The organism is Methanobacterium aggregans (assembly GCF_017874455.1).
GTDB lineage: Archaea > Methanobacteriota > Methanobacteria > Methanobacteriales > Methanobacteriaceae > Methanobacterium_C > Methanobacterium_C aggregans.
This window is the reverse complement of sequence record NZ_JAGGLN010000002.1, coordinates 272,966-299,037: the sequence shown is the minus strand read 5'-3', so window position 1 is coordinate 299,037 and position 26,072 is coordinate 272,966. Positions and strand designations below refer to the sequence as shown.

Genomic DNA, 26,072 nt, shown 5'->3' with positions numbered 1-26,072 from the left:
TGTTTCCAGGAAAACATGGCACTGAAAGTTTAACATGTTATTATGGTCTTTGATGGGTATAATCACATTTTTTTCATGTGATACTTGAACATCCTTCATATTTTATCCCAGTTATTAAGATAATATAGAAAATAACTTAAGTTAGAATCTTCATAATAAATAATAACATATCATTGGGGGTAAAAATATGGGAGAAATTAAAAAAATAAAATCAATACCAGTGTTTGATTTTTCAGTGATAATAGCGCTGATCTCGGCGATTTTGACCTTTATAATGGGAATAATATATTTTATTGCCGGATATGCAGCCTTGTACAACCTCAGTACATTCATAATTAGTTTGAACAACAATACCACAGCTGTTGTAAATTCTGTTGCCGGTTCCATCTCTGCCATGGGGGCCCTGTATCTGATTATAATCTGGCCAATAATGACCTTTATCCTGACCTTTGTTGGGGCAGCAATAGTGGCTTTACTCTACAACTACCTGGCACCTATGGTTGGAGCCATTAAACTGGAACTTGAATAAAATCTCCCTTCATTTTTTATTTTATTAGATCAGCTTTTAAGTCTTTAAAACCCGATGAAACGCTTTTTTGGAACTACTCCTATTCAGTACCTTTCAAGGATTGGAATGTATCAGGATCCCTGAAAATATTATCATTATCCAGTTCATCAAGTGAGGTTATGATTTTTGTGGGGGGATTGAAATTAATCATGGTTCTCATCATGAAATGAATCATGACCATGAAGCCCATGAAAAGGGTAAATGTGTCGTGTGTGGAAAGGAATTAACTGAAAAACATAGGATGGAAGGAGAACATGTCCATTCTAGCATGATTGAGGATTTAAAGAAACGATTCTGGATATCCTTGATCCTAACCATACCTATCCTTATTTTATCACCTACAATTCAGGAATTATTGGGTTTAGGTGAATCCATCAGATTTGCAGGGGATATGTACCTTCTTTTTGTTTTATCATCAATTGTTTATTTTTACGGTGGTTACCCATTTTTTAAAGGATTTTTCAGTCAGATCAAAACTCCTGGAATGGATACTCTAATTTCTGTTGCCCTTACAAGTGCTTATTTATACAGCAGTGCAGTTACTTTTGGGCTTGCAGGTGAGGTCTTTTTCTGGGAACTTGCAACGTTGATTGACATCATGCTTGTGGGGCACTGGATTGAGATGAGATCAGTGATGGGTGCTTCAAGATCACTTGAAGAACTTGTAAAACTCATGCCATCACATGCACACATGTTAATGCCTGATGGAAGCACGATGGATGTTCCCTTGGATGATCTGACCTTGGGAGACAGGGTGATAATCAAACCCGGTGAAAAGATCCCTGCAGATGGGGAAGTTATTGAGGGAAAGACTTCCATTGACGAATCAATGCTTACAGGCGAATCAGAACCTGTTTTTAAGGAAACTGGTGCTGAGGTCATAGGTGGATCAATCAATGGAGAGGGATCCGTCACAGTGGAAATCAGAAAAACAGGAAAGGATTCATTCTTATCCCAGGTTATAAATCTTGTAGAAGAAGCACAGGCCAGCAAATCAAAGACTCAGAACCTTGCAGATCGTTTTGCAACAGCACTCACTGTACTGGCTCTTACTGGAGGATTTTTAACCCTTTTAATATGGTTACTGGCCACGAATTTTGGTTTTGAATTTGCACTTGAGAGGGCTGTAACTGTAATGGTTATCACATGCCCCCATGCGCTGGGATTGGCAGTACCTCTGGTAGTTTCAGTTTCAACAGCATTATCTGCCAAAAATGGTCTTTTAATAAGAAATCGTGCCTCATTTGAAATGTCCAGGGGTGTTGATGCAGTTGTCTTCGACAAAACAGGTACACTTACCGAGGGAAGGTTCGGTATAACCGATGTTGTTGCCTTAAGTCCGGAGTATGGTGAAGAGGATATCTTAAACTATTCTGCCTCCCTGGAATCATACTCTGAGCATCCAATTGCCAGGGGATTTGCAAAATCTGCAGTGGAAACCCGTGAAGTTCATGATTTCAGATCCATCCCTGGAAAAGGTGTTAAAGGCAGGATCAATGGAAAACTCGTTGAAGTGGTGAGCCCGGGATTTTTAACCCAACGCAAGATTGATGTTCCAAATGAGAAGGTAAATGAACTCTCATCACAGGGTAAAACCATTGTGTTTGTGGTTGTTGAAGGAGAAATTATGGGTGCAGTTGCACTTGCAGATGTTATCAGGGAAGAATCAAGAAAAGCGGTAAAAAAGCTCAAAGACATGGGAATTCGTTGTATAATGATTACAGGGGATAAAAAAGAGGTTGCAGAGTGGGTTTCAAAGGAAATTGGGCTTGATAACTATTATGCAGAAGTACTGCCCCAGGAGAAGGCAGAGAAAATCCGGGAAATTCAATCTGAAGGTGCAGTTGTTGCAATGACAGGTGATGGTATCAACGATGCCCCTGCACTTGCACAGGCCGATGTGGGTATCGCAATTGGTGCAGGTACGGATGTTGCAATTGAATCAGCTGATGTTGTTCTCGTTCGAAGCAACCCACTTGATGTTGTTTACACTGTAAAACTTGCAAGGTCCACCTACAGCAAGATGGTGCAGAATTTGGTATGGGGAACAGGGTACAACATTTTTGCAATCCCAATTGCAGCTGGAATTCTTTACGGCTATGGAATTCTCTTAACACCTGCAGCAGGAGCCATACTCATGTCTGTAAGTACCATCATAGTTGCATTTAATTCAAGGTTTTTGAGGATTAAAAATGATTAGTTGAATTGAAGATGAAAATGTGCTGAAGTCATGAAATGAAGGTTTTCTGGATCCCCTGGGAATCTAAATTTTTAAAACTAAATTTAAAAAAATTGAGAAACTTGTCTAAATGGACTGTCACATCTATATCTAAGGATCTAAATTCACTAATTTTGACATATTTAAATAATATCAGACATATAATATATCAGTTGAAGTAGGGAGGTGACATTTTGACAAATGATCCGAACCCTAAGAAATCATCAGTTGATGCTCATGATCCTGATGATGGGAAAGCGTATAAATTAATGCTTTATATGGCTGTTTTAATAATATCTATTCTTGGATTTGGAATTTTTTTGGCATTTTATTTAAAGAATTTTGCTTTCGTGCCATTTTCAGTGGTCGTAATGGGAATTATTGCCTTTTTTGGTGTTTTACGGATTAATAGGGCCCTTCCTGGAAGTAATGAAAATGAGATGAGGAAATCCATAACTGTGTCCATATTGGTTGTTTATTTGGGTCTTTTACCTACACTGGCATTCCAAGGGATTCTACAATTCCAACTAACGGGTAATACATCATCAGAGTTGCTGTGCTAAATCAGACAGCCAATCAAACTATCGTGCAGGTGATTCCTCAAACAGTTGCCCTTTCAGAAACAGTTGTTACCAGCTTCACTGCTCTGGTAGCTGCGGTACTCCTTTTTTACTTTGGTTCTAGGACAGCAAATAGCTATTATGACTTTTTAAAGGCTAAAGAAGAAACTAAAACTACTGAAGCCACTGAAGATGATACAGAAACCGTTGATTCTACTGAAACCGAAAAAGAGGTAACTGTTGTTAAATATGATAGTGATGGAAAGTGTGTAGAAAAAACTGTGACCACTGAAAGAATTAAAAAAATCGAATAGCAGATCTACACCTATTCTTTTTTTTTATTGTAAATGTGGATAATTACACCTATTTATTTCGTTAAATCTATATATTACGAAGTCCACTATATTCTGGATGTTGGAATGAAATTTTTTGAACATCAATTCATGATCTAATGAACATTTTCTATTAAAATTAATTCATGAGAAATTGCTGATGCTAAAATTAAAATTTAAAAAAAATAGAAAAAACCAATAGAAATTACCTCCTGGAGAGATATCATTCCCTGAAACTCCCCCTAAACAACGATATATCCAAGGTAAATGATCATAATTTCAAATATGACTTTTAGAGTTGCATTCTAAGCTGTTAATTATTACTCTAAACCTAAAAAGTAAACTCCATATCTTGAATCTTATAAAAATGCCAAAAACTATTTAAGTACCTTTAATAAGACACTTTATTGTGGTATACAAACCATTTACTACCCTGGTTCTGTGGAGGCACATCAAGTCAATGACTCCAGTTCAATTTTCAGCCAGGCATTTGTAGGGCCCGTAGCTCAGTCTGGCAGAGCGCTTGGCTCTTAACCAAGTTGCCGCGGGTTCAATTCCCGTCGGGCCCGTTCTAATTTTATGGTAAAATATTGTTTTTTTCATTATTTTTATATCCTAAAATATTCCAATCCCCATTTAGGTAACAAACTGTTTTCTGGAATTGTTTCTTCAAGCTTCTTAGTATCATGGGAACCCCACTAAATGATTTCAAAGTTTTTTTTAAACATCAAAATCATTCAAACCATTGCGATCAGATTCCAGAGCTTTTAGGTTGTACCCATGTGCTGATAAAAACAGGATTTAAAACTTTAAAAAAAATAAAAAATAGGGATATCTTTGTATTGGAGAGAGAGGGTAATGCTGGAACCCATCCTAGACAACGATGTATCCAAGGTAAAGGATTATAATTCCAAATATGACTTTTACAGCCGCATGCCAGGCTGGTTCTTTTGGTGTGTACTCTATTGGTTTGTTTGCAAATGCCATTATCCCCATTATTACCATTAGTATACCTATAAGGTAAAGCAAGTAATTCACCCAGGTCAACATTCTCACCCCCAATTAGTCATGGTACAATATTTATCACTGCTCTAACTTATATTTTGGGAACGGCTTAAAATCGTCAAATTCCATTTTTAGCTCCTGAAACGCCTCTTTCACTTGTTTTTAATGTTATCAAATCAAAATGATATTCAATAATAAATCTAAAGATTCAGGGTTATTTTGCCTCAGCTATAACCCAATCAGGTACTGTATGGGTTCTTCGTCCAGCTCTGGAATGATTTTTTTAGCTGCCCTCATTTCCTCTGGTTTTTCATTGAAGGATTCCAGTGTTGTCTGGACTTTAAAATCAATCAAACCCTTTAAATCAGATTCAAGGGCTTTAAGGTGGGATTCCTCATGCCCCATGAATTCAGGAGGATCCCCACAGTTCTTCTAAACCTCGTTAACCACATTCCTCAGGCATCTTAATCTAAGTTCCATTTCTTCATGGAAAAGTTCAAACTCGGTGTATATGGGAAAACAATCAGATTCTCATGTTTCTTAAACACTCCTAAATTATGGAAAACTCCCCCATCTTCATCCATTTCAGTAACACTTACCCTCATAATATTACAGCTCCTTTTAAGGAAGTTAGTATGTTAAGCCACTCTTAAATTCAATTGAGTGAGAGCTACTGGAAATAAATATAAAAATCAGTTTAGAATTTTGTATGGGTGTATCTACGATTTAATAGTGCCAAGCTGCAGAACGGTTCACATAAAAAAAATATTTAAATTAAATAAATTATCCAAATAGTAAGTTATACTCCTCTTCGGTGATAACTCCCTTATCTCTCAAGAGTTTAGCTAATTTTTCCAATTTATCAGAACTTTCTGGCTGCACCACCTCTTCAGGCTGTTCTTTAGTCATTTCATTCATGGCTGTCATTCTTCTTCTGGTTCTTCTTCTAGCTCCACCACGTCCCATTGGTCCAAGATCTGGCATACAATCAACCCCTTATGTTATTTATTTGAACTTTATATTACCTAAATTTTTCCATCACTATAAATCTTGATTGAAATATAAATTCTAACAGAAAAACCATGAACTTCACAATCAAACCCGTTCCACCCTTCAACTTCGAAATAAGCCTGCAAGTTTTTTCAGGTAACAACCCTATTCCTATGAGAATAAAAGATTTAAACAATTAATAATGGTAAAAAATAAGCCAATCATCCTTGAATTGGAATCAAAGGGAGGAGTTAAGGAATCTGAGTTATTTCTTACCCTTCAATCTGACGATGAAATTACAGATGATGATTCCAAATTAGCGTTAAATACTGTTAAAAAGATTTTTAATCTGGATCTTGACCTTCAACACTTCTACCATTAGCTAAAGCTGTGGAAAGTGGAGATCTGAACCTTGAGAAGTTCAAAGCATACGAAAGCACTGATAAAATCATTAATGATCTCTGTAAAATAGGGGGAATCGGACTCTGGACAGCCGAATTTGTACTGATCCGGGCTTTGAACAGGTTTGAAGCATTTCCTGGAGATGACATGGGAATTAGAAGAATAATATCCCAGTTTTACTGTGATGGAAGGAGGATCAGCCCTGAGGAAGCACGTGAAAATCGCTGAAAAATGGGGGAATAAAAGATGGGAGAGTAAATAGTCAAACTAGTTATTAATTCCTTTTCTAAATCTAAACCTATTCTAATTTCCTTGTTTTATAAATAATCAATCCTCCAATTGCAAAGTTAGCAATTGCAATTATAATCAATTCAGTTCCTTGAGCAACACCTTCTGCAAATCCAATATTAATAAAACCCGTTGCAGTTAATAATTGTATCAATGCTAAAATCCACAAAACAACTCCAAGCGCATATATGACCATGAAACTTCTAAATACACGAATCAATAATGCAAATAGAATAAAAATTACTCCAAATACCATAGATGAAAATAAAAGACTCAAAACTCCCCATATTGCTACAATAATAGTAAGCCTTTTAATCCATTTTTGACGTTTTTCAGCAACTGGATTTACACTCCAATTATCAATTCTAGCCTTTTCACTCAAAATATTACCCCCATTGTACCAATTAATAATATATAAAACTATTCTAATAAATTTTATGAAGATATTAAAGAAATTAAAATTACTAAATGATTATTAATCCGGATATTAATGAGTTTTTTTACAAAAAAAGTGAATATGTCCATTTAAAACATAATGGGGGCATAATTAAGATAATATATGCTCGTATCTATTCCATAACTCCATTTAATTCTCCCTCTCTGAATTAACGATCCTTAATTTAATAAAGCAATATTAAAATAGTCTTATATGATAAAACAATTTGTATATTAAAACTAAATATCGGAAGTTAAGAAAATGCCACTTGTTAAAGTAGAAATTATAAAAGGAAAATCAGAGGAATATAAAAAGGCAGTGCTGGACGGTGTTCATGAGGCACTGGTGGAATCAATTAAAATCCCTGATCATGATAGGTTTCAGAGGTTATATGAACTGGATAATACCAACTTTGAATTTCCAGAAACCAAAACAGACAAGGTCACTTTAATCGAGATAAACATGTTCCGTGGACGATCTGCTGAAGCCAAAAAAGAACTTTACAGGTTAATAAATGATAAATTAACTAAAAATCCGGGTATCGATGGAAATGATATCACAGTGGTGTTGTTGGAACCTCCTTTAGAAAACTGGGGAGTTAGGGGAGGTAAACCTGCAAGTGAAGTTGATCTGGGATTCAACATCAAGGTTTAAACCAGCTTTTAATGTTTAATTGGATGCATGTAACCCTTTTAATGACTCAAAGATTCTCCAGACACTCGTCCCGCAGTATCTTGGCATCATCATTGGTGGGATTCAGGAGTACAGCTTTTTTGAAGCATTCCACAGCTTCCTGGAATTTTTCAAGCTCCATGAGGGCAACGCCCTTGTTGCTTAGGATCACATCATTTTCAGGGTCGAGCTTTGCAGCTTCGCTGTAGCATTCCACAGCTTCGGGAAAACGTCCAAGTTCCAGCAGGGCATTTCCCTTACGGTTCCAGGTTGAAGCATCTGGCTCTTCATCAAGACAGAGCTCCAGGGCCTTGTCGTAGCATTCAATTGCTTCCTCTGTTCTGTTCATTTCAGACAGTATGTTGCCCTTGGCATTCCAGACCTCAGGATCTTCTGGGTTCAACCTAATTATTCTGTTGTAACAATTCAGTGCTCCTGGGAAATCTCCAAGCATTTCCAGGATGAAACCCCTCCAGTAGAGAACCACAACATTCTCCCCATCAATTTTCAGGGCTTTATCACTGGCTTTCAATGCTTCTTCTGGTTTGTTGGAGTTTAAAAGGGCTATGGCCTTGTTGTTTAAGATGAACTCGTTGCTGGGATCTATTTCCAGGGCCTTATTGTAGCATTCAATTGCTTCCTGGAACCTTCCAAGTCTTGAAAGGTTATCTCCCTTCTTGTTCAGGAGGTAAACATCATCAGGGTCTATCCTCAATGCTGCAGTGTAGCATACAACCGACTTTTTGAACTTACCCACGTCAAAGAGTATATCTGCCCTCTTGGTTATCATGGCCTTTTCATCTATCTTTTTACCCTCCCATTCATCTACAGGGAGTTTTTTAAACCGTATGACCTGGAAGAGGGATCCGTTCGCTGTGTCATCAGGGTAAGTTCTCCTGAAATCTGCTTCAAGTTCAGCTGCACTCTCAAAACCCTCTTCACGGGCAAGCGAATTATTGGTTATCAGGTCCTTGAACTCCACAACTTCCACATCAGTGACCTTTGCTTCAAAGAGCTTCCTTCTCTCCTTGGAAACCAGGTTCCAGTAACAGTGCAGTCTGTCACCGGGATTCAAAGGCTTTTTCCAGAGCTTCCTGATGGTTGTTGTCTTCTTTCCAGTTATAAGTTCAACGTGACGACTTCCAAATAGTAAAATCGGTATTTAAAACCCTCCAATTCATGATTAACATTACCAAACAAATATTAACGTTAGTTACCTTTACAAAAAAAATTCAACGATGTCAAATCGAAGTATCCCTTAAGGTGAAACATAGCTCAATCAACGATTTCATCACCAAATTCAGATGTTTTTATTTTAACCCTGTCCAGGTATGGTTTAACTTGTTTTCCAATCTCCATGAGCTCTGCACGGGTTGGATTTCTGGTTTCTTCAAGCTTGGCATCCAGAACCACCTTGTTTTTAAACTGCTGGATTGTGTACTCATCACAGTCTATGCTCCTGCCAATCTCAACAACATCCTCCGGACTTAGAACTCCTGGAACGTAGGTTGTTCTGCATTCAAGCCACGTGCCAGGAGATTCACGGCATAAATTTATGCTCTCCCGAACATTCTGCCCTATTTCATCCCCAATAACATCTTTGTACTTGTTGAAGGGTGCTTTAACATCCAGTGCAACGTAGTCAACCCATTCAAGAACTTCATGCAGCCTTTCAGTGAAGTAACCGTTTGTATCAAGTTTAACCTTCAAACCCTTAGATTTTGCATATTTAATGACGTGTAAAACCTCTTCGTACTGCATCAAAGGTTCTCCGCCTGTTACAACGAGGCTATCAATAAAATCAAGGGATTCATCGATCTTTTGGAGTATTTCATGGGTTTTTACAGTTTCTCCCCCAACTATGAGGTCTGGGTTGTGGCAGTAGGGACAGCATAACATGCAGCCTGCTGTGAAAACAACCAGTGAAAGGTTTCCTGGATACTCTATTGAGGATACAAGAATGCTGCCTATTTCAATTTCACCTGCTGACATGATCTTAAACCTCCAACTATTCAACTATTCCCCTTAGTATCTCTATGAACCTTTCATCCTCTTCCATGGTCCCAACACTGACCCTTATCCAGTACTCATCAAGACCCTTGAAGGAAGTGCAGTCCCTGACAATAACTCCCCTCTTCATAAGGGCTGTTGTTAAATCCTTGGCTTTCATACCTGTTTTGTGTAAATCAACCAGTAAGTAGTTGGATTTGGATGGAAAAACCCTTAAGGTTTTGAATTTGGACATCTCGTGGTAAAGGTACTCTCTGCTTGCAATGCTGAGTTTTGTGGATTCTCTGATGTACTCTTTATCCTTCAATGTGGCCCTTGCAGCGACCTGTGAGAGTTTTGTGATGCTGAACACTGGTCTAACCCTGTACATGTACTCTATTAACTCATGATTGGCTATTCCATAGCCTATTCTCATACCTGCAAGTCCCATGACCTTTGAGAAGGTTCGGAGTATGAAGAGGTTTGGATGGCCCTCAAGGAGTTCCACGTTGTTCACCTCTGAAAATTCAAAGTAGGCTTCATCCACAACAACTATTGCCTCTGTTGCCTCAAGGATTCTTTCAACATCCCCTTTAGATATGAGTCCGCCTGTGGGGTTGTTAGGTGTACAGAGGAATATCAGTTTGGTTCGAGGAGAGATGGCCTCAAGAACAGAATCCACATCCAGAACATTCTCTTCAATATTCCACCTTGCATATACAGGCACTCCTCCATGGATCTTCAGTGTGAACTCGTAGTACATGTAAGACGGTAGTGGAACTATGAATTCATCTCCTTCATCAACAAATGTCTTGCCGAGAACATCAAGGATTTCATCAGCACCATCTCCACCTGCAATGATGTTTGATGGTGAAACACCTGAATATTCTGCTATATCCTCGAGTAGGTCCTGCAGGTCTGATTCAGGATACTGGTTTATAAGATTCAGGTTCTCTGCAATGGCTTTAACTGCCTGGGGTGAGGGTCCCATGGGGTTTTCATTGGATCCAAGTTTTATTATCTTATCAAGCTCAACACCATACTCCGATGCTATTTCATCAATTGATCTTCCTGGAATATAGGGGTCAAGTTCTTCCACAACTTTTCGTGGTTTAATCATGTGCATCACTTCCATAAATCATAAATCAAAACTTCCATATTAAATCCTAACTGAAACTTCAACCATTAAAATTTTGATCTAAATCCTGAATTAAACTTAATTTTAAATTTAACCATCAATCATAGAATGAGGAATCTGCCATTTCAACGTATCTCATAGCATTATCCTTAATTTCATCTATTTCCTCTTTTTGAAGCTTTCGAACAGCCTTTGCAGGTACTCCCAGTATCAAACTGCCTTCAGGAAATTCACGACCCTCTGTAACCAGAGCGCCTGCTCCCACAATACTGTTTTTATGGATAACTGCGCCGTTGAGTACTGTGGCGTTCATACCTATGAGAGAATTTTCTTCAACATTACATCCGTGTAGTACAGCTGAATGTCCCACAGAAACGAAGTCTCCAACTTCAAGGGGATGATCCTTGGAGGAGTGAAGTACACAGTTGTCCTGGATATTGGAAGATTTTCCAATTTTTATTGGTTCTATGTCTCCTCTGAGAACTGCGTTGAACCATACTGATGATTTTTCATCTATTTCAACGTTTTTGGTTATTATTGCACCTTCAAATATTTTAACACTTGTATGAATCATTTCCATTTCCCTTTTAAAGTTTTATAAAGGTTATTCTTATTTAACAGTACTTACCTTTTTTAATTTCATATAAAATAAGATTTTGGCCCCACATAAGAACATGGTTTGAATTAAAATAAAAAAATAAAGGGTTACAGTTAATAGATCTTTAAATGAGGATGTATCATATGATATGTCAAACAACAGATCAATATCTTTAAATCCTTATTCAAGGTAGTTATTCCCTGTACTCAAGAACGTCATGTTCCTGGCGTGGTAGAACTATCTTGTTTGAGCCCACATCACTGTAGATAATTGCTCCTGATCCTATGCGGGAGTTAACACCAACCTTAACTCCTGGGTTGAAGCTGGAGTTTATACCTGTTTTAACACCATCTCCAAAGACAACTCCAAATTTACGTCTTCCAGAGTCAACTTTATTTCCTTTAACCATTATCTTAACGTGTCCATCATCAAATCTGAGATTTGCAATGTTTGTACCGGCTGCAACATTGCAGTCTGCTCCTATGATGGAATCCCCAACATATGAAAGATGGTTAACATTGGTGCCGTCCATTATAATGGAATTTTTAATTTCAACAGCATTTCCAACGCTCACATTGTCACAGATACACGTGTGTTTTCTCAGGTAGTTGTTTGGGCCGATATCACAGTTTTCACCAATGTAGACAGGTCCCATGATGTAGCTTCCTGCCCGTATGATGCTTCCCTTTCCAAGGAACACTGGTCCGTGTAAAGTAGCCCCCTCTTCAACCTCCCCTTCGATATGGGTTTCAAGATCCTCTAAAAAGTGCTGATTTGCATCCAGAAGTTCCCATGGCCTTCCAATATCCACCCATTTGTAGTTGGATTTAAGTCCCACAACCCTCTTTTTCTGGGACATCTGGATTTCAAGGGAGTCTGTTATTTCGTACTCTCCCCTCTTGGATTTTCCTGTTTTTTCTATGGCCTGGAAGATGTCCTGGCTGAAGAGGTATATTCCAGCATTTATCAGATTACTTGGTGCCTCTCCAGGGGATGGTTTTTCAACTATTCTGGTTATGATATCACCATCAAGTTCAACAACTCCAAATGATGATGGATCATCAACCTCTGTTAAGGCGAGGATGGAATCTGCATCACCCATGTTGTAGCGTTCTATCAAATCTCTTAAAAGTTTTGGTTCAACCAGTATATCTCCATTCAGGACTAAAAACTCTTCTTCAAAGCTTTTTGATGCCTGCCCTATTGCATGGGCTGTTCCGAGTCTTTCTTTTTGGGTTATGTAGTTTATTTTAATTCCAAGTTTGGATCCGTCTCCAAAATGGTTTCTTATCACATCTTCATGGTACCCAACAACCATGCTCACCTCATCCACGCCAGCATCCTTTAATGCCTCTACATTGTACTGGAGTATGGGTTTTCCACCAACTTTCAGCATGGTTTTAGGCCTTGTGATGGTGAGGGGCCGCATCCTTGTGCCTTCCCCTGCTGTGAGTAGAATTGCCTTCATAAAAACTCTCCTATAAATTCCCTGCATTTATCCCTGATTGATATGGCTCTGGCTTCATCAACTGCCTCAAGGGTGATCCTGATGTAAGATTCTGTACCTGAGGGTCTTACAAGAACCCAGCTTCCATCGTTCATTGAAATTCTCACACCGTCTATACGATTTACATCATGGACATCACTGAAGAGATTTGAGAGTTCAGTTTCCACACTGCCCATAATGATGCCTTTTTGGGTGTTGTCACAGTTCACCTTATCCCTGATGGTGGGGTAACTTGGAACTGAGTCAAGAAGCTCTGAAAGGGCACCGTGTTTTTGAACGATCTCTATGATTCGCAGTGCCGACAGTATTCCGTCAGGGCACATGCAGAAGTCAGGGTGGATCCACGTACCTGAAGGTTCTCCTCCAAATGATGCATTTTCGGCTTCAACAGCCTCTGCAACATGAACATCACCCACCTTAGTTCTTATAACTTCTCCACCAACCTTTTCTATGCAGCGATCTGTGCATATGGATGCATCAACAGTTGTAACAACCTTACCTCCCATTTCATAGCATATTAAGGCCAGCAACTTGTCAAAGTCAGATATACGTCCCTGTTCGTCCACAGCGATCATTCGGTCTGCATCACCATCGTGTGCAATTCCAATATCTGCACCTGTGGCTTTAACAACCTTCATAAGTTCCTGGAGATTCTGGGCTGAAGGTTCAGGCATTCTACCTGGGAAAAATCCGTCGGGCTGTGAATTTAAGGTTACAACGGAGCAGCCTGCCTTTCTGAGAATTAGTGGTGAAAGATGGGATGCTGCACCATTTGCACAGTCCACAACAACCTTGATACCAGGTTTTATGTCAACGTGATCCAGTATATCCTTTATATATTCCTCTGTTATGTAGGATATATCTACGATCTTACCGACATCTTCCCATGAAGCTTTTTTAAAGCTTTTTTCATGGATTATTGTTTCTATTTCCCTTTCCTGATCCTGTTTGTAGGCCATGCCGTCAGGGTTCCAGAGCTTTATTCCATTGTACTCTGGTGGATTGTGGGAAGCAGTTATCATCACACCAGCATTTGCACCCAGTTTCATTGCAGCATATCCAACGAGGGGTGTTGGTACCATGTGAAGGCGCAGTACATCACAACCTCCCTGAAGAAGTCCTGCAACAACTGCACTTTCAATCATTTCATTGGATGTTCGTGTGTCATAACCAATTACAACTTTACATCCTTTCCCACCAATGTAGGTGGAAACTGCCATTCCAACATCTACTGCAAGCTCAAGGGTTATATTTTCGCCGAGTTTACCCCTTATGCCTGATGTTCCAAAGAGTTTTGGGATCATCTGTTCCTGGATATTTGAAGCCATGTTCTTCACCTCTTCATGCTCCAAATTTGGTGGATCTGTTCATAAGGTCCATGAGAATATCCATGACATTGTTTCCCCTTATTCTGCATAATCCCCCTTGGGTTACGGATCTTTCGTTGAACTCTTCCACATCATCAACCCTTACTTCAGGACCCTTGATAACGATGGGAACAGGGTCTCCAGTGTGATCCATAACTGATATTGGGGTTGAATGATCCGCTGTTAAAATGAAGTAAACATCTTCAAGCTTCATGATCTCTCCAATAATAGAATCAGCTTTTTCAATGAATTTAACCTTCTCTTCCATTTGGCCGTCATGTCCAGCTTCATCTGCACCGTCCACGTTAATAAGGAAGAAATCGTAGTCCTTTGTGGTAGTTTCAAGTATGCCATCCCGGATGTTTTCAAGGTTGGTGTCGATACCACCTGTGGCACCTTCAATATCAATGAGATCCATACCTGCTATCTTTCCAATACCCTTTATAAGTCCGGTTTCTGCTATACAAACCGGTTTTAACCCGTACTTATCACCAAAGGGTTGTACGTGTGGTACTGCACCTGCACCTCTGGGTATGATTATGTTTGCAGGGTTCTCTCCATCTTCAATTCTCTGGAGGTTCACAGGATGATCCCTCAGGAGATCGTAGGATTTCTTTATGAACTTGTTCAACACATCCGCAGTTTTACGGGATTCAGTGGTGTTTTCAAGGGGAATAACCTCTTTTGGGGGTTTACCTTCATGTTTAGGGTCTGCATCTGAAATTTTATCAGATAATCCTTCACCCCTCAGTACAAGAACAGCTCTGTGACCGGTTGATTCCTTGAATATGACTTCAACGTTATCATCGAGTTCCATGGAGTTTATAGTTTCTGCTATTTTATCTGTTCCTTCCCTTATTCTTCCTGCACGCCTGTCTGTGATTATACCATTTTCATCTGCAGTTGAGAAGTTGCACCTGAATGCTATATCCCCTGGAAGAACATCCACTCCAACTCCTGCAGCTTCAAATGGTCCTCTGCCAGTGTAAACAGTGTAAGGATCGTATCCAAGTATGGATATGTGGGATGTGTCACTTCCCGCCCTTATACCGGGTTTTATAGGGTCCATCAATCCACATATTCCCATTTTGGCCATTTTATCCATGTTTGGGGTTTTTGCTGTTTCAAGGGGTGTTCTGTATTCAAGCTCTTTTATGGGACGGTCTGCCATCCCATCCATTATCATTATGATTCCTTTCACAATTATCACCTAAACCATGAGGATACCTAATGCTGCTCCAGTTATGGTAGCTATAAGATTAACGTATTCATTGGAGAGATATTTTCTCCTTTCAAATACAGCTCCAAGGATGCTGTCAACGAAACATCCAGCTGTACCTGCTATTATTGCTATTTTCAATGTTTGAAATATGTTGGGGTAAATTCCAAGTAGGTATGCAGAAACTCCTATTATTCCAGCACCCATTATTCCAGCTGCAGTTCCACGAACTGTTATTCCACCGTCTGTTCCTGCTGGAACCTTTTTAAGGGTGGTTATAAGTCGTGCATTCTTTTCAACCACTCCAACTTCACTTGCCATTGTATCGGCTGTTGCTGTTGCAATTGAACCTATAAATCCTGCGTAGTTCCCAAATGCAGCCATTACAAAGGCCACTATGCCATTGGATATAACGTTTTTAAGGCTTCTGGTACCTTCATAAACGCCTATTTCCTTTTTGTAGCTGTGCTTGTATTTGGTGAATAAAAGTCCTAAAAGCAGGAATATGAATATTAAAATAAGCCAGTTTGTACCGGCGGTAAAAATAATAATTATGCCCATGATAACCATGAAAATGGATCCGAATAGATCAAGAGCTTTTCTAACATACGTTACAAGCCCTACGACCAAAATCAGGACCACATATTCAAGATTTATCATAATCTCCCAGATCAAAAATTTTCAGGGTTTATTCAATTACCCTGGTTTTAAGGATTTCAACACGTTTCAATGGGTAAATCTTCTTTGACTCGTGGTAAATGTGGGATGCTACTTTACCAGATACCACTCCTTCAATGAATTCAGGGAAGGATCTGTCTACAGCTGCATTCTGGATCAGTTTTTCCATGGTTTCCCTTATGAATTTCTGTTGGGATGATTTAGCCCTTTTAATGGTTATTGCTATGACATGGACCTTTAAAGTCTTTCCGTCCTTGGTTGTGACATTTGTTATTGCATCTATCCTGCTTGTTCCCCTGCGTATCATACTTCTGACGTAGTCAGTTGTAACCTGATGCCCAGTAAACTCTGTGTTTGCTATGTCTCCTGCAACGTTGTTCACCTGGAATGACAGTTTCACGTACTGCTTGCTGAAGTCACCTGCAAGCTCCCTCATGGTTGCCTCAACACTCCTCTTAAGGAGCAGATCTGGGTCCCTTGAAGGGGTTGAACCAATTTCAATGTCTCCAAATTCTTTAGGAGTCATTATCTTATACCATTGTTTTTCTTTCCATGTATCTCGTACTCTTCGACGTCTTGCTTTAGCCATACTATCACCTTTAGTTGTAAACGATTTATAAAATAGCCTCTCATTGAGGCGAGGTTAAAATCACTAACTTATAATAATTTTATTATAGAATTGAGAATCGTTTATTAATAACTCTCAGTTATGCTTTATAAATATTGTTGAAGATCTCAGGAATCATCCTAATCTCAACTCGCAAAAATAGAAATTTTAACTATCGATCTTGAACCCGTCGTTATAAGGTTACATCTCATGTTATAATAGGTTTTCTATAAAAACCGGAAAAATCCGTAAAAACCTTTAAAAATAGGATTTGCTTTGATGAAAGATATTTGGATGGGATATTGAAACTATTAACTTCACTCCCTGTAAATTCTCAATTAATGAATCGAGGTTGATACCCTTGAGGAGTAACTTCCCCACGGGTTCAAGATGAATTCAAACGTTCTTTAAGGTTTTTTGCAAATTCTTCTGTCCTTTTAAAGTCTTCTTCATTGGGTTTTCCCTTGTTTTTACCACCTATGATCTTCAAAGGACCCCATGTGTCGAAGGCCTTGCATGAAAATTCCCCAACAACCTCAAAACCCTTTGCTTCCAGTTCTTCCTTTAGGATGTTGTTGTAATTATCTGTTCCCTTTCCACTTGTTGTGAACACGAAGGCCTTTATATTTTTAACATCTGGAAGTTCTTCCAGAAATTCTAAAAACTCCTTTGCAGGTTTTCCATGGTAAATTCCAGACCCAAATCCAATTAAATTGTAGTCCACAGTGTTGTATTTATCCACATCAGTGTATTCAAATAATTTACCTTCAAGAGCCTCAGATAACTTTTCTGCAATCTTTTTGGTGTTTCCATGATGTGATGAATAATATATTACTGCTGTTTTCATTTTAGCACCTTTAAAATTCATTTCACTTTTTATTGTTAAATTCATATCTGTTAATTTGATAAAAATCTTCTTCACTGAAATTAAAATTATTAAAAACCTATTGAAATTAAAAACCTATTGAACAACTATTATTTTGTAGGTGCTCTTCAATAAATTCTTAAATAAATTTGAAATCCTTAACTGATATGTGGATTTCATGGTTAAAATAGGTTCTAAAATTTGATCTAAAACTACTTTTTAAGGCTGCTACCCTTAAAATAATAATATTCTCCCTTTAAAAATAAGATTAAATACATGATGCACTGTTTTTGTACTTCCCTAATCCAAAACTTGAAATAACCTTGAGTTTTGTCACTTATGGGATGTGTTGTAAAAGAAATATTTTAGAATTTAAGGGGTTTGCTCATGAATATCTGGTGTTTGTGGAACCTTTCAAGAACCTCTTCAACAGTTCCCTCATCCTCAACTACAGTTTTACCCATCCTTTTGAGTCCTGGTTTGGCATTAATACCGATCTGAACACATATAACAACATCACAATCCTCCACAACATCCAAAGATTTTTTCCACTGGTGTTTTTCTCCAGGAAGCTTTGCAGATTCTCGTGTTTCAACAAATTCAATGTTTTTTTCGTTAAAATTGTATATCAAAAACTTCTGTGCCCTGCCAAAATGTGCAGCGTATTTTTCATCGTCTGATGCAGCAACAGCTATCCTCATATTATGAACACCTCTGAAACTTGAAATTCCCCAACAACCTAAAAACTCCTTTAAAATCTTTTTAAACCTTTAAAATATCCTAAATTTGTAAAATTTTAATGCCGATACAACTATTAAACTAATTATATGATACTCAAGGATTTAATTTTTTTGTTGAAGTTCCAGTTTTGAACCTATTTTTTAATAAGCACCATCTTTTAACAACTTTCTGGGGATTTGGATTGTTTAACACCTACAAAGACGGGTCTTTCACCCTCTGTAATCTCCCATTCCTTTTTGGAAAAATCAGCGTATATACTAGTTTCAAATCCTGTTTTGGTCATGATTTCCAGGGCCTTCTCCATCTCAAAAACACCTAACTGGTGCTGGTCTATATCGAAGTCCAGTTTTCCCTTTTCTTTAACAAGGAAAAGGAAGTTCGCATTGAATACTGTACCTTCAAGGTGTGACTGACATATCCTTGCAAGTTTAAGGTCATCTTCAACAACTGTGTCCATACTGACAAGTCCCTCAATCCAGTTTTCCTTGTTAAGTCCAAAATCGAATATAACCACTCCTCCGTCATTTAGGTGGTTGTAAAAGTTTTTCAGGGTGTTTTCAAGCTCGAAGTAGCTGGTGTTGTAGTGGATTGCAGAGAACATGCAGATAACTGCATCGAACTTATCTCCAAGGTCCAGTTCCTTCATATCCCCATGAATAAATCGGACTTCTGGAACCTTTTTATGGGCTATCTTCAGCATGTTTTTATTTATATCAACTCCAAGCACTTGGAAGTTTTCAGCAAGTATGGATGCATGTGTACCTGTCCCGCAGGCAACATCCAGAATTTTGTTTCCATCACTTTCTTTATGGTTTTCAATGGCCCACTTAATGAATTCTGATTCTCCTGCGTAGTCCACATTTTCATAGATCCTATCGTAGTACCCTGCAAATTTCTTGTACAAATCCTCTGCACCCATGGTTCCACTCTCTCAATAAATTTATTCCATTTCTGGTTTAACTTTAGTTCCGCCATTGGAGGCATTATTAATCTCTTTTATGATATAGTTAGATTTAATTTGACCTAACTTCAATAATTTCAGTTTATTTTCTTTATGAGATTTGCAACGTTTTCTCCAAATCTTTTAATGGTTCTGATTCCTTCCTCATCCTCAAGGGCTTCTCCCTTTTCCAGTCCAAAGACCATGTTCCAGTAGGTTGATCCTGGCACTATCATGTCGTTTATGAGGTAGAACATGAGGAGTTCCTGAATCGTGCTTGTCTGGCCACCGCGCCTTGCAACTGCTATTGGCCCACCCACCTTCCATGAGAGGAAATGGTTGCTGTTCATTGAAACGTAGCCGATACGCTGGAGTGCTGCCATGAGATCGCCGCGGGCCGTTCCGAAGTAAACTGGGCTACCCACTATAAAACCCTCAGAATCCCTAACCTTATCTATGATCTCGTTCAGGCCGTCCTCTATCTTGCACTTGTGTATTCTGGCACATCTTCCACATGCCCTGCAAGATTCAATCTTCTCACCCTTCAGATGCACTGTTTCAGTTTCCAATCCATTTTCTTCAATCACAGCTGCACATTCAGACAGAACTTGGGATGTGTTACCATTTTTACGAGGACTTGCACATATTAAAAGAACTTTTGCCATACTGTTCCTCCGTAGAACTTTTTCATTTAAATTATTATGAACTTGGGATATTATGAACTATGGGATAATTTCTAACTATTCCTATGTGTATTTTTATAATTTAACAGTTTCAATCATTTTTTTTAGTAATTCTATACCCTCCCAACCCAATAATCCTGCCAATGAAACGTATGTTTTTGGTGTTAATCAAGATATTAATCCCGGAATTCGGAGATTTTTGATGAATTTAACAGGAACTGGACTTCAATGAATTTTAAGGGAGAATTCCAGATATTTATGTTAACCAACATGTACAAATAGTAAAGTTTAAGTAACATTATGTAAAGTATTAGTTACATGAGGTGGAATTTATGAATCTGAAAAAAATGGGAAAAATATTGATAACGTTCTCGCTCTTCACAACGGGACTATGGATAGTTGGCCTTTTAATGGGAAACATCATCCTAATTGGGCTGGCAATACTGTGCATGGTTGGAATGGCCCCGGTTCTCTACATCCACAGGAATGATCTGGAAGAGATGTTTAAGATGGGGAATGGTGTTCGTGAAGATGAAAGAACCCAGCTGATAAATGACAAAGCCGCAAATATGACTCTTGGAGTAGTAATTGCAGTTACAATGTGGATTGCAATAGTTCTGATTACATTAAGGGCCAGTTTTCCTCAATACATGCAGATAGGCTACACCCTCTTTGCTGTGAGTGCCTTCACCTTTGTAATATACGTTGTAGCCTACACATACTACCGTAGAAAATATTAAATTGGAGGAATTAATCATGGAGAAAAAAACCTACAGATACTCAAGAATGATTATAAGCACTGTTGTGGCTGTATTGGTTGCGGTGTCAGTTCTACTTGGAAACCTGCTCCTTGCATTCATAACATTGCTTTTGGGTTTTTTAGTATCTTACTTCATCAAAAAAAATGTTTATGAAATAACTGAGGACGAAAGAACAGCCCTTGTGGCTAACAAAGCTTCCAGAATGGCGATGCTTTTCTTCCTGACCATAATAACAGTTTTAGGGGTTGGACTTTTGACACTTAAGAACAGTTTTCCTGAATTCACCCAGGCAGGATTCACCTTAGCTGACTCTGCATGTCTTTTACTCCTCTTGTACAGTGGATTTTACATTTACTACAATAAAAAACATGGATAGTGCCAAAAATGAAAAATAAACTGAAGGTTTTTCGTGCAATGAACGACATAACCCAGGAAGGACTTGCAGAAAAGCTGGGAGTAACCAGACAAACAATAATAGCAATAGAAAAGGATAAATACGACCCTTCACTGAGCTTAGCCTTTAAAATGGCCATGTTATTCCAGGTTAAAATAGAGGACATCTTCCTGTACGAAGACGAGAAATAAATTTAACAAATAAATCAAAGAGATATGGGTTCCCTGATTAACCTTAAAAAGGGATTTAATGGGGATTTAAAGAATTTTTTCATATCTTTCATACAAAAATAAACTAGGAATACAGTTTTAGGTCTTAAAATGATGTGGGATGATTATGCAATTTTTTAAATCCAAGGATGTTCGGAAAAAGTTTTTAAAACTCGTGTTGAAAATAGTATTGGCCTTGATAGTTATACAGCTATTAAGGGCGATTTTTATGGGCGCGTTATGGTTTGGAGTTCAACATTCCCCTAATGATCTAGTTGTTTTCCAGATATTCAATGGCATGAGCCTCATAATAGTGGGAATGATCCTTTTACTTTACTTCAAACCATCCCTCAAGGACTTGAGCCTTAACTGGGAGGATATTAAACCTAAAACCAGGAACCTGTACATATTAGGGATTTCTGTTCTGGTTGCAATGGCTTTGATTCCCTACACATTTGCATGGGAAACCGACGTCCTGGTGATGGGTATTGTATTCGGCATTTTAACCCCTGCATTTGAAGAATTCCTCTTCAGGGGCTACATCTGGAATCGTATTCAAGGGTCTGGGGAAATGGTCAACTCTGGAGTGATCACGTGGTTCACAGTCACTCTGCTCTTTAGCATATGGCATCTGGGTTACATCGATGTCTTCCTGATTCATCCAATGGCTTTGACGAATATACCCATGATATTATTATCTAAGATGATAATTGGATTAGTCTTAGGGACTATAGTTGGATTATTACGTCTAAAAACGGGTAAAACATATACATCATTCATTTTCCATGGATTTTGGAATGTATTCGCCCCTTAAATTACCTTTTATTTTTTATTTATTTTCATCTAAATTATTAGAAAACTGTAAAATAAAAATTACTTCTTTTAATCGTAATAAGAAATATGATGAAAAAAGTGGTGAATGATGTCAGAGAATGATTTAATCTACTTAATTTTAATTATATGCCCTTAAAGTGATTTTCTGCTGGGATTTTTGCTGCATGGACTTCCTTCTGAGAGTTTTTCAGACCCATTTTTAATATCTGCACCCATCATTTTAAGCACAGCTTTAACATCAACTTTTGTGTTAATACAACCATCCCTTAGAAGTGGAACTCCCTGGCAGTGAAATTTCGAGAGTTTCATCATGGAAAGGTTCAGATCCTGGTAACAGGCAACACCTACGAATGCCTTGAAATTGTTCTTTGCAACGATATTCTTTAAAAACGTAGATCCCGGTATTATGTAAACACCGTAACCCATTTCTTCAGCTTTGTTCTTGAGAACACCTATAACACAGCGGTTGCAGTCCTGGCATACTAAACCAGACTCTCCGAGTTTGGCCTCACAATCCTGATGTCTGAGGCAGTGTGGAAGTACAAGGATCTTCTCTTCAGGTTTTATTTTGTGGAATATCCTTTCGTTCAATTTGTTCCTTACTTCTATACCGATCTGATCAACTATCTTAGCATCAACTCCCACAATTTCAGAGAACCTTTTGAATATGCCGTAGAACATGTCTATGGTAAAAAGGAGCAGTCTTGGGAAGACTAACCTGTTTTCCTTAATCAGAAGTTTTCCAAGAACAAGAGTAATAGAGAGCAGAGCTAGTACTGAGATTCCAAGAAGGAAAACTAACTGCCCAAATATTTGGTAAAATTCATACATTGCCATGGTATCATTTCATCTATTTTACTATAAATATAAAGGTGTTTGAGAATGGATTTTTAACAAAATATTATTTTTAAATAAAAAAGCTTACATTTTCAAATAATTTTTAAATTAATCTAAAGCTTTTTTTTAAGCTTCAACCTTTTTTAAGATTCAAAATTCGCCAAAACAGTTCTTATAATGGTTTTTTTGAGCTTCAATGCAATTAGGGGTTATTTGTTAAGATAAGTATTGATATGGTGATTATGAAGTAGTTTGAACTTTAAACTGGAACCTGCTGAAATCCCCTTCAACTTCCACTCCATCTTCCACTGCAGCTATTTTAACACCTGAAAGATCATCACATGCACATAGAATGTCCTGTTCTGGATGAGTGCCGGCCTGTATTCCGCAGTCAAGGCGCACACGATCTCCGCAAGACACAACCAGTGGTAGTCTTTTTGAAGTAGGATGGCCCTTGGGAAGAACAACGATGGGCGAACCCAACTCCCTCAGAAGGTACAACATGGATTCAATACCTTTTTCAGCTTTCACACCATTTTCAAATGCAGAAACAGCTATTAAATCTTGAGGTTCAAGGAACATCACAATTTCTTCTGATTCTGGAGTTCCTATGAATATATGCATATCTCTGGATGCTTTTACTATGCCAAGCTCTCCTGAGCTTCCAATTAAAAAAAGAATTTCATCAGAATTTAATTTAATTCTTCTACGTTCTCTGACTGACATGATGGACATATTACTCTTCTTCCAATACCTTTAAAGGTATTTCCGCAATCAAGGCATTTATACCTTTTTGTTTTGAGTTTTTTCAGTTTAATATCAGCCATTGGCCCTCCAACAGTGCACATTTATATCACCAATTATTTTTTTGTCTGCACTTTTATTTACCTTTTTGTATTTTTTTATTCCAGATTCCCTTACACCCTAATAAATTGGGATAATCCTCATGGAGTAATACAATTTCATCTTTTTAGCCACGGAGTTAATACAAAAAATTGAATCATATTATATCTTAGGTGCAACCCATAATAATATCAAGATTTAACTAACTTAAAATAAAACAAAAATATGAAAATTCTTTGTTAAGCGGTGAGACTATTGAAAAACTTTATTTTCCCATTTTCAGCAATTGTTGGTCAGGAAAATGTTAAAAAAGCCTTAATACTCAATGCCATAAATCCCAGCATTGGGGGGGTTCTTATAAAAGGAGACAAGGGAACAGGTAAAACAACTGCAGTAAGAGCTCTTGCAGACCTTTTACCCTCTCTTAAGGTTGTGAAAGGCTGCCCATTTAACTGCAACCCCGAAGATCCGGATTCCCTCTGTGAATCATGCAGATCAGGGGACTTTGAGGTTGAAGAGAAAAAAATGCGCGTGGTTGAGTTGCCCCTTGGATCAACAGAGGACAGGGTTGTCGGATCCATAAACATAGAAAAAGCACTCAAAGAAGGATCAAAAGCCCTAGAACCTGGAATTCTTGCAGATGCTAACAGGAACATCCTCTACGTTGATGAAATAAACCTACTGGATGACAACCTGGTTGATGTACTCCTTGATGCAGCAGCCTACGGTGTAAACATAGTTGAAAGGGAGGGAATATCAATAGCCCACCCTTCAAGGTTCATACTGGTTGGAACCATGAACCCTGCTGAGGGAGAGCTCAGACCTCAGCTTTCTGACAGAATAGGTCTTCACATATCAGTTCACAGCATCATGGACCTTGACAAACGTGTGCAGATAATGGAAAGACGGGAAGAATTTGAAAAAGACCCTGCAGCATTCAGGGACAAATTCCAGGAAAAACAGGAGGAAATCCTAGGTAGTATAGTAACTGCCAGGAAGGTAATGGGTAACGTGAGTATTTCAAAGGATCTCATGAAGGTTATAGCCCACATCTGCATGGACATGGGGGTTGACGGCCACAGGGCTGATATAGCAATACTGAAAACAGCAAAGACAGTTGCAGCCTACCAGAACATGGAAGAAGTTAATCAGGAACATGTTGAAGAAGCTGCACTCCTTGTTCTTGGGGAAAGATTCCATAAATCCTCACAGGGGCCTGAAAAGATAAAGGAAAAGGTTCAAAAGGCGGTTTCAGATATCTCTGAGGACAAGAAGCAGGGAACTGGCCAAAATCAGCAGAACTCATCAGAGGGTAAAAAAAGGGGCATGAAACTCAAAAGCCTTGAGAAAGAGGATGAAAAGGTTGAAGCTGATGAAGAGGGGCCTGATCTAAAAAAATTGCTGAAGATGAAGGGAAAAAAGAAAAGGAGGCTTTACGGTAAAAGGGTTGATTCAAAGACCCAGAAAGGTAAGTACGTAAAAAGCAAGCTTCCAAAGGATGCTGCAGGGGACATTGCCATAGATGCAACCTTGAGGGCAGCAGCACTGAAATCTGCAGGCACCCAATCGAAAGGTGCAAGGATGTCTTTGAAGGTTGAAAGTGATGATCTAAGGCACAAAGTTCGAAAACACGGTGCAAGGGCATCAATAGTTCTTGTGGTGGATATCAGCGGATCCATGTTCACAGAGAGGAAGGCCAACAGGGTCAAGGGAATCTTAAACCGTGTGATAGAGGATGCCAATCGCCATAACGACAAGGTAAGTGTTGTTGGGTTTAAGGGAGAAGACGCCGAGATCATAATTCCAACAACACGAAGGGCGGGTTCTTTCAAGGAACAGGTGGATAACATAACGGTTGGAGGAACAACCCCCCTGGCATCTGGCCTTAAAAAAGGATTTGAAATTCTCAAAAAGGAGAAGATGAGGGATGAGTACGTACCAATGATGCTGGTCATGACAGACGGCATGCCCAACGTTGCAATTGAGGAAGGTCCAACCACAGATGCCCTCAATATTGCAGGAGCCCTCAAGGAGAATGAAATACACACCATTGTGATTAACTTTGAAAAATCGGTTAAGTACGGCAGGAACATGAACATGGAATTGGCACTGGCATCTGGAGGTCGTTACTACGATCTGGAGGAATTACAGAATCCAGAGGATGTTGTTCCTGAAATACTTCGCAATGAAAGAAGGGAACTGTAGATTTTTTAAAATTCATTAAAATTTAATAAAATAAATTTTTTGTAACCTAAGAAAATAGTTATAACCTAAGAAAATAAAAAAAATATTTTATAGTCATGATAGTTAAATTTAATAATCTAATTAACAAAGAAATATAAATCTACAGTTGAATTGTTTTTACGATGAAATCTGTTAAGATGAAATTGA

General features: G+C 38.4%; 31 protein-coding genes and 1 tRNA gene. 12 read left to right on the top strand and 20 right to left on the bottom strand.

Translation table 11 applies throughout. The features are described from left to right. The first annotated feature begins 187 nt into the window (after positions 1-187). The 5 genes from J2756_RS04235 to J2756_RS04215 all read left to right on the top strand — a co-directional run bounded on the left by J2756_RS04235 (position 188) and on the right by J2756_RS04215 (position 4,247). Positions 188-529, top strand: coding sequence for a DUF3566 domain-containing protein (locus J2756_RS04235; protein ID WP_209582885.1), 342 nt, complete (start codon positions 188-190; stop codon positions 527-529). A gap of 205 nt (positions 530-734) precedes the next feature. Beyond that, positions 735-2,768 (top strand): heavy metal translocating P-type ATPase, encoded by a 2,034-nt coding sequence (locus tag J2756_RS04230; protein WP_209582883.1) that lies wholly within the window; start codon positions 735-737, stop codon positions 2,766-2,768. Positions 2,769-2,980: 212 nt separating this feature from the next. Continuing rightward, positions 2,981-3,349, top strand: a complete 369-nt coding sequence (locus J2756_RS04225; protein WP_209582881.1) for a hypothetical protein — start codon at positions 2,981-2,983, stop codon at positions 3,347-3,349. Continuing rightward, on the top strand, positions 3,343-3,660 hold the full coding sequence (locus J2756_RS04220; protein WP_209582879.1) for a hypothetical protein: 318 nt from the start codon (positions 3,343-3,345) through the stop codon (positions 3,658-3,660). The genes J2756_RS04225 and J2756_RS04220 overlap by 7 nt, the downstream gene beginning before the upstream one ends. 513 nt (positions 3,661-4,173) lie before the next feature. Then, positions 4,174-4,247: transfer RNA gene (locus J2756_RS04215), tRNA-Lys, on the top strand. Between the two features lie 304 nt (positions 4,248-4,551). Here the strand turns inward: J2756_RS04215 and J2756_RS04210 are convergent. The 3 genes from J2756_RS04210 to J2756_RS04200 form a co-directional block, all read right to left on the bottom strand. Further along, complete coding sequence (locus J2756_RS04210) at positions 4,552-4,728, bottom strand: hypothetical protein (RefSeq protein WP_209582877.1); 177 nt, start codon at positions 4,726-4,728, stop codon at positions 4,552-4,554. A 183-nt stretch (positions 4,729-4,911) separates the two neighbouring features. Continuing rightward, entirely contained in the window at positions 4,912-5,088 is a 177-nt protein-coding gene (locus J2756_RS04205; RefSeq protein ID WP_209582875.1) for a hypothetical protein, read from the bottom strand. A gap of 378 nt (positions 5,089-5,466) precedes the next feature. Beyond that, positions 5,467-5,667, bottom strand: coding sequence for a hypothetical protein (locus tag J2756_RS04200; protein WP_209582873.1), 201 nt, complete (start codon positions 5,665-5,667; stop codon positions 5,467-5,469). A 396-nt stretch (positions 5,668-6,063) separates the two neighbouring features. Here J2756_RS04200 and J2756_RS04195 point away from each other — a divergent pair, with 396 nt between their 5' ends. Beyond that, on the top strand, positions 6,064-6,303 hold the full coding sequence (locus J2756_RS04195) for a hypothetical protein (protein ID WP_209582871.1): 240 nt from the start codon (positions 6,064-6,066) through the stop codon (positions 6,301-6,303). Positions 6,304-6,373: 70 nt separating this feature from the next. Here the strand turns inward: J2756_RS04195 and J2756_RS04190 are convergent, their stop codons facing one another. Beyond that, positions 6,374-6,745, bottom strand: coding sequence for a hypothetical protein (locus J2756_RS04190; RefSeq protein ID WP_209582869.1), 372 nt, complete (start codon positions 6,743-6,745; stop codon positions 6,374-6,376). A gap of 315 nt (positions 6,746-7,060) precedes the next feature. Between J2756_RS04190 and J2756_RS04185 the strand changes: the two genes are divergently transcribed. After that, positions 7,061-7,453 (top strand): tautomerase family protein, encoded by a 393-nt coding sequence (locus tag J2756_RS04185; RefSeq protein WP_209582867.1) that lies wholly within the window; start codon positions 7,061-7,063, stop codon positions 7,451-7,453. A 46-nt stretch (positions 7,454-7,499) separates the two neighbouring features. Here J2756_RS04185 and J2756_RS04180 read toward each other — a convergent pair whose 3' ends face one another. The 13 genes from J2756_RS04180 to J2756_RS04120 all read right to left on the bottom strand — a co-directional run bounded on the left by J2756_RS04180 (position 7,500) and on the right by J2756_RS04120 (position 19,785). Continuing rightward, the gene (locus J2756_RS04180) at positions 7,500-8,633 is read right to left on the bottom strand and encodes a tetratricopeptide repeat protein (protein WP_209583212.1); all 1,134 of its coding nucleotides are present in this window, start codon (positions 8,631-8,633) and stop codon (positions 7,500-7,502) included. A 113-nt stretch (positions 8,634-8,746) separates the two neighbouring features. Then, entirely contained in the window at positions 8,747-9,463 is a 717-nt protein-coding gene (locus tag J2756_RS04175) for an anaerobic ribonucleoside-triphosphate reductase activating protein (RefSeq protein WP_245315924.1), read from the bottom strand. Between the two features lie 16 nt (positions 9,464-9,479). Continuing rightward, the gene (gene hisC / locus J2756_RS04170; RefSeq protein WP_209583208.1) at positions 9,480-10,577 is read right to left on the bottom strand and encodes a histidinol-phosphate transaminase; all 1,098 of its coding nucleotides are present in this window, start codon (positions 10,575-10,577) and stop codon (positions 9,480-9,482) included. A 118-nt stretch (positions 10,578-10,695) separates the two neighbouring features. Beyond that, positions 10,696-11,178 (bottom strand): gamma carbonic anhydrase family protein, encoded by a 483-nt coding sequence (locus tag J2756_RS04165; RefSeq protein WP_394357542.1) that lies wholly within the window; start codon positions 11,176-11,178, stop codon positions 10,696-10,698. A gap of 211 nt (positions 11,179-11,389) precedes the next feature. Next, positions 11,390-12,664 carry a bifunctional sugar-1-phosphate nucleotidylyltransferase/acetyltransferase gene (gene glmU, locus J2756_RS04160; RefSeq protein ID WP_209582862.1) on the bottom strand — a complete coding sequence of 425 codons (1,275 nt, stop codon included), beginning with the start codon at positions 12,662-12,664 and terminating at the stop codon, positions 11,390-11,392. Continuing rightward, positions 12,661-14,031: a phosphoglucosamine mutase gene (gene glmM / locus J2756_RS04155; protein ID WP_209582860.1), complete on the bottom strand. Its 1,371-nt coding sequence runs from the start codon at positions 14,029-14,031 to the stop codon at positions 12,661-12,663. Before glmM ends, glmU begins: the two co-directional genes overlap by 4 nt. Positions 14,032-14,044: 13 nt before the next feature. Further along, on the bottom strand, positions 14,045-15,271 hold the full coding sequence (locus tag J2756_RS04150; RefSeq protein ID WP_209582858.1) for a 2,3-bisphosphoglycerate-independent phosphoglycerate mutase: 1,227 nt from the start codon (positions 15,269-15,271) through the stop codon (positions 14,045-14,047). A 9-nt stretch (positions 15,272-15,280) separates the two neighbouring features. Next, a complete protein-coding gene (locus J2756_RS04145) occupies positions 15,281-15,949 on the bottom strand; it encodes a TIGR00297 family protein (RefSeq protein ID WP_209582855.1) in 669 nt (222 codons plus the stop codon). 28 nt (positions 15,950-15,977) lie between these two features. Further along, positions 15,978-16,556, bottom strand: a complete 579-nt coding sequence (locus J2756_RS04140; protein ID WP_209582854.1) for a 30S ribosomal protein S3ae — start codon at positions 16,554-16,556, stop codon at positions 15,978-15,980. A 403-nt stretch (positions 16,557-16,959) separates the two neighbouring features. Further along, positions 16,960-17,421 carry a flavodoxin family protein gene (locus tag J2756_RS04135; RefSeq protein ID WP_209582853.1) on the bottom strand — a complete coding sequence of 154 codons (462 nt, stop codon included), beginning with the start codon at positions 17,419-17,421 and terminating at the stop codon, positions 16,960-16,962. Between the two features lie 383 nt (positions 17,422-17,804). Beyond that, complete coding sequence (locus tag J2756_RS04130; RefSeq protein WP_209582851.1) at positions 17,805-18,140, bottom strand: NifB/NifX family molybdenum-iron cluster-binding protein; 336 nt, start codon at positions 18,138-18,140, stop codon at positions 17,805-17,807. A gap of 197 nt (positions 18,141-18,337) precedes the next feature. After that, positions 18,338-19,099 (bottom strand): class I SAM-dependent DNA methyltransferase, encoded by a 762-nt coding sequence (locus J2756_RS04125; protein ID WP_209582849.1) that lies wholly within the window; start codon positions 19,097-19,099, stop codon positions 18,338-18,340. Positions 19,100-19,218: 119 nt separating this feature from the next. Beyond that, the gene (locus J2756_RS04120) at positions 19,219-19,785 is read right to left on the bottom strand and encodes a flavodoxin family protein (RefSeq protein WP_209582847.1); all 567 of its coding nucleotides are present in this window, start codon (positions 19,783-19,785) and stop codon (positions 19,219-19,221) included. A gap of 350 nt (positions 19,786-20,135) precedes the next feature. On the opposite strand from J2756_RS04120, the gene J2756_RS04115 reads away from it, so the two are divergent. From J2756_RS04115 to J2756_RS04100, 4 genes are all read left to right on the top strand, one after another. Further along, positions 20,136-20,543 (top strand): DUF2178 domain-containing protein, encoded by a 408-nt coding sequence (locus tag J2756_RS04115; RefSeq protein ID WP_209582845.1) that lies wholly within the window; start codon positions 20,136-20,138, stop codon positions 20,541-20,543. Between the two features lie 16 nt (positions 20,544-20,559). Then, positions 20,560-20,940 (top strand): DUF2178 domain-containing protein, encoded by a 381-nt coding sequence (locus J2756_RS04110; RefSeq protein WP_209582843.1) that lies wholly within the window; start codon positions 20,560-20,562, stop codon positions 20,938-20,940. An 8-nt stretch (positions 20,941-20,948) separates the two neighbouring features. Beyond that, on the top strand, positions 20,949-21,149 hold the full coding sequence (locus J2756_RS04105; protein WP_209582841.1) for a helix-turn-helix transcriptional regulator: 201 nt from the start codon (positions 20,949-20,951) through the stop codon (positions 21,147-21,149). Positions 21,150-21,396: 247 nt separating this feature from the next. Continuing rightward, entirely contained in the window at positions 21,397-21,981 is a 585-nt protein-coding gene (locus J2756_RS04100; RefSeq protein WP_245315922.1) for a CPBP family intramembrane glutamic endopeptidase, read from the top strand. A 152-nt stretch (positions 21,982-22,133) separates the two neighbouring features. On the opposite strand, the gene J2756_RS04095 is transcribed toward J2756_RS04100, so the two are convergent. The 3 genes from J2756_RS04095 to J2756_RS04085 all read right to left on the bottom strand — a co-directional run bounded on the left by J2756_RS04095 (position 22,134) and on the right by J2756_RS04085 (position 23,686). Further along, a complete protein-coding gene (locus J2756_RS04095) occupies positions 22,134-22,838 on the bottom strand; it encodes a DUF116 domain-containing protein (RefSeq protein ID WP_209582837.1) in 705 nt (234 codons plus the stop codon). A 240-nt stretch (positions 22,839-23,078) separates the two neighbouring features. After that, positions 23,079-23,564 (bottom strand): hypothetical protein, encoded by a 486-nt coding sequence (locus tag J2756_RS04090; protein ID WP_209583207.1) that lies wholly within the window; start codon positions 23,562-23,564, stop codon positions 23,079-23,081. Further along, positions 23,531-23,686, bottom strand: a complete 156-nt coding sequence (locus J2756_RS04085) for a hypothetical protein (protein WP_209582835.1) — start codon at positions 23,684-23,686, stop codon at positions 23,531-23,533. The genes J2756_RS04090 and J2756_RS04085 overlap by 34 nt, the downstream gene beginning before the upstream one ends. A gap of 241 nt (positions 23,687-23,927) precedes the next feature. On the opposite strand from J2756_RS04085, the gene J2756_RS04080 reads away from it, so the two are divergent. Beyond that, positions 23,928-25,886, top strand: a complete 1,959-nt coding sequence (locus J2756_RS04080) for a VWA domain-containing protein (protein WP_342593101.1) — start codon at positions 23,928-23,930, stop codon at positions 25,884-25,886. Positions 25,887-26,072: the final 186 nt, after the last annotated feature.

Coding starts and splice junctions, on each gene's coding strand:
- J2756_RS04235 (WP_209582885.1), top strand. CDS start 188: ATGGGAGAAATTAAAAAAATAAAATCAATACCAGTGTTTGATTTTTCA.
- J2756_RS04230 (WP_209582883.1), top strand. CDS start 735: ATGAATCATGACCATGAAGCCCATGAAAAGGGTAAATGTGTCGTGTGT.
- J2756_RS04210 (WP_209582877.1), bottom strand. CDS start 4,728: ATGTTGACCTGGGTGAATTACTTGCTTTACCTTATAGGTATACTAATG.
- J2756_RS04205 (WP_209582875.1), bottom strand. CDS start 5,088: ATGGGGCATGAGGAATCCCACCTTAAAGCCCTTGAATCTGATTTAAAG.
- J2756_RS04200 (WP_209582873.1), bottom strand. CDS start 5,667: ATGCCAGATCTTGGACCAATGGGACGTGGTGGAGCTAGAAGAAGAACC.
- J2756_RS04185 (WP_209582867.1), top strand. CDS start 7,061: ATGCCACTTGTTAAAGTAGAAATTATAAAAGGAAAATCAGAGGAATAT.
- J2756_RS04175 (WP_245315924.1), bottom strand. CDS start 9,463: ATGTCAGCAGGTGAAATTGAAATAGGCAGCATTCTTGTATCCTCAATA.
- J2756_RS04165 (WP_394357542.1), bottom strand. CDS start 11,178: ATGGAAATGATTCATACAAGTGTTAAAATATTTGAAGGTGCAATAATA.
- glmU (WP_209582862.1), bottom strand. CDS start 12,664: ATGAAGGCAATTCTACTCACAGCAGGGGAAGGCACAAGGATGCGGCCC.
- glmM (WP_209582860.1), bottom strand. CDS start 14,031: ATGGCTTCAAATATCCAGGAACAGATGATCCCAAAACTCTTTGGAACA.
- J2756_RS04145 (WP_209582855.1), bottom strand. CDS start 15,949: ATGATAAATCTTGAATATGTGGTCCTGATTTTGGTCGTAGGGCTTGTA.
- J2756_RS04140 (WP_209582854.1), bottom strand. CDS start 16,556: ATGGCTAAAGCAAGACGTCGAAGAGTACGAGATACATGGAAAGAAAAA.
- J2756_RS04135 (WP_209582853.1), bottom strand. CDS start 17,421: ATGAAAACAGCAGTAATATATTATTCATCACATCATGGAAACACCAAA.
- J2756_RS04130 (WP_209582851.1), bottom strand. CDS start 18,140: ATGAGGATAGCTGTTGCTGCATCAGACGATGAAAAATACGCTGCACAT.
- J2756_RS04125 (WP_209582849.1), bottom strand. CDS start 19,099: ATGGGTGCAGAGGATTTGTACAAGAAATTTGCAGGGTACTACGATAGG.
- J2756_RS04120 (WP_209582847.1), bottom strand. CDS start 19,785: ATGGCAAAAGTTCTTTTAATATGTGCAAGTCCTCGTAAAAATGGTAAC.
- J2756_RS04115 (WP_209582845.1), top strand. CDS start 20,136: ATGAATCTGAAAAAAATGGGAAAAATATTGATAACGTTCTCGCTCTTC.
- J2756_RS04110 (WP_209582843.1), top strand. CDS start 20,560: ATGGAGAAAAAAACCTACAGATACTCAAGAATGATTATAAGCACTGTT.
- J2756_RS04105 (WP_209582841.1), top strand. CDS start 20,949: ATGAAAAATAAACTGAAGGTTTTTCGTGCAATGAACGACATAACCCAG.
- J2756_RS04100 (WP_245315922.1), top strand. CDS start 21,397: ATGGGCGCGTTATGGTTTGGAGTTCAACATTCCCCTAATGATCTAGTT.
- J2756_RS04095 (WP_209582837.1), bottom strand. CDS start 22,838: ATGGCAATGTATGAATTTTACCAAATATTTGGGCAGTTAGTTTTCCTT.
- J2756_RS04090 (WP_209583207.1), bottom strand. CDS start 23,564: ATGTCAGTCAGAGAACGTAGAAGAATTAAATTAAATTCTGATGAAATT.
- J2756_RS04085 (WP_209582835.1), bottom strand. CDS start 23,686: ATGTGCACTGTTGGAGGGCCAATGGCTGATATTAAACTGAAAAAACTC.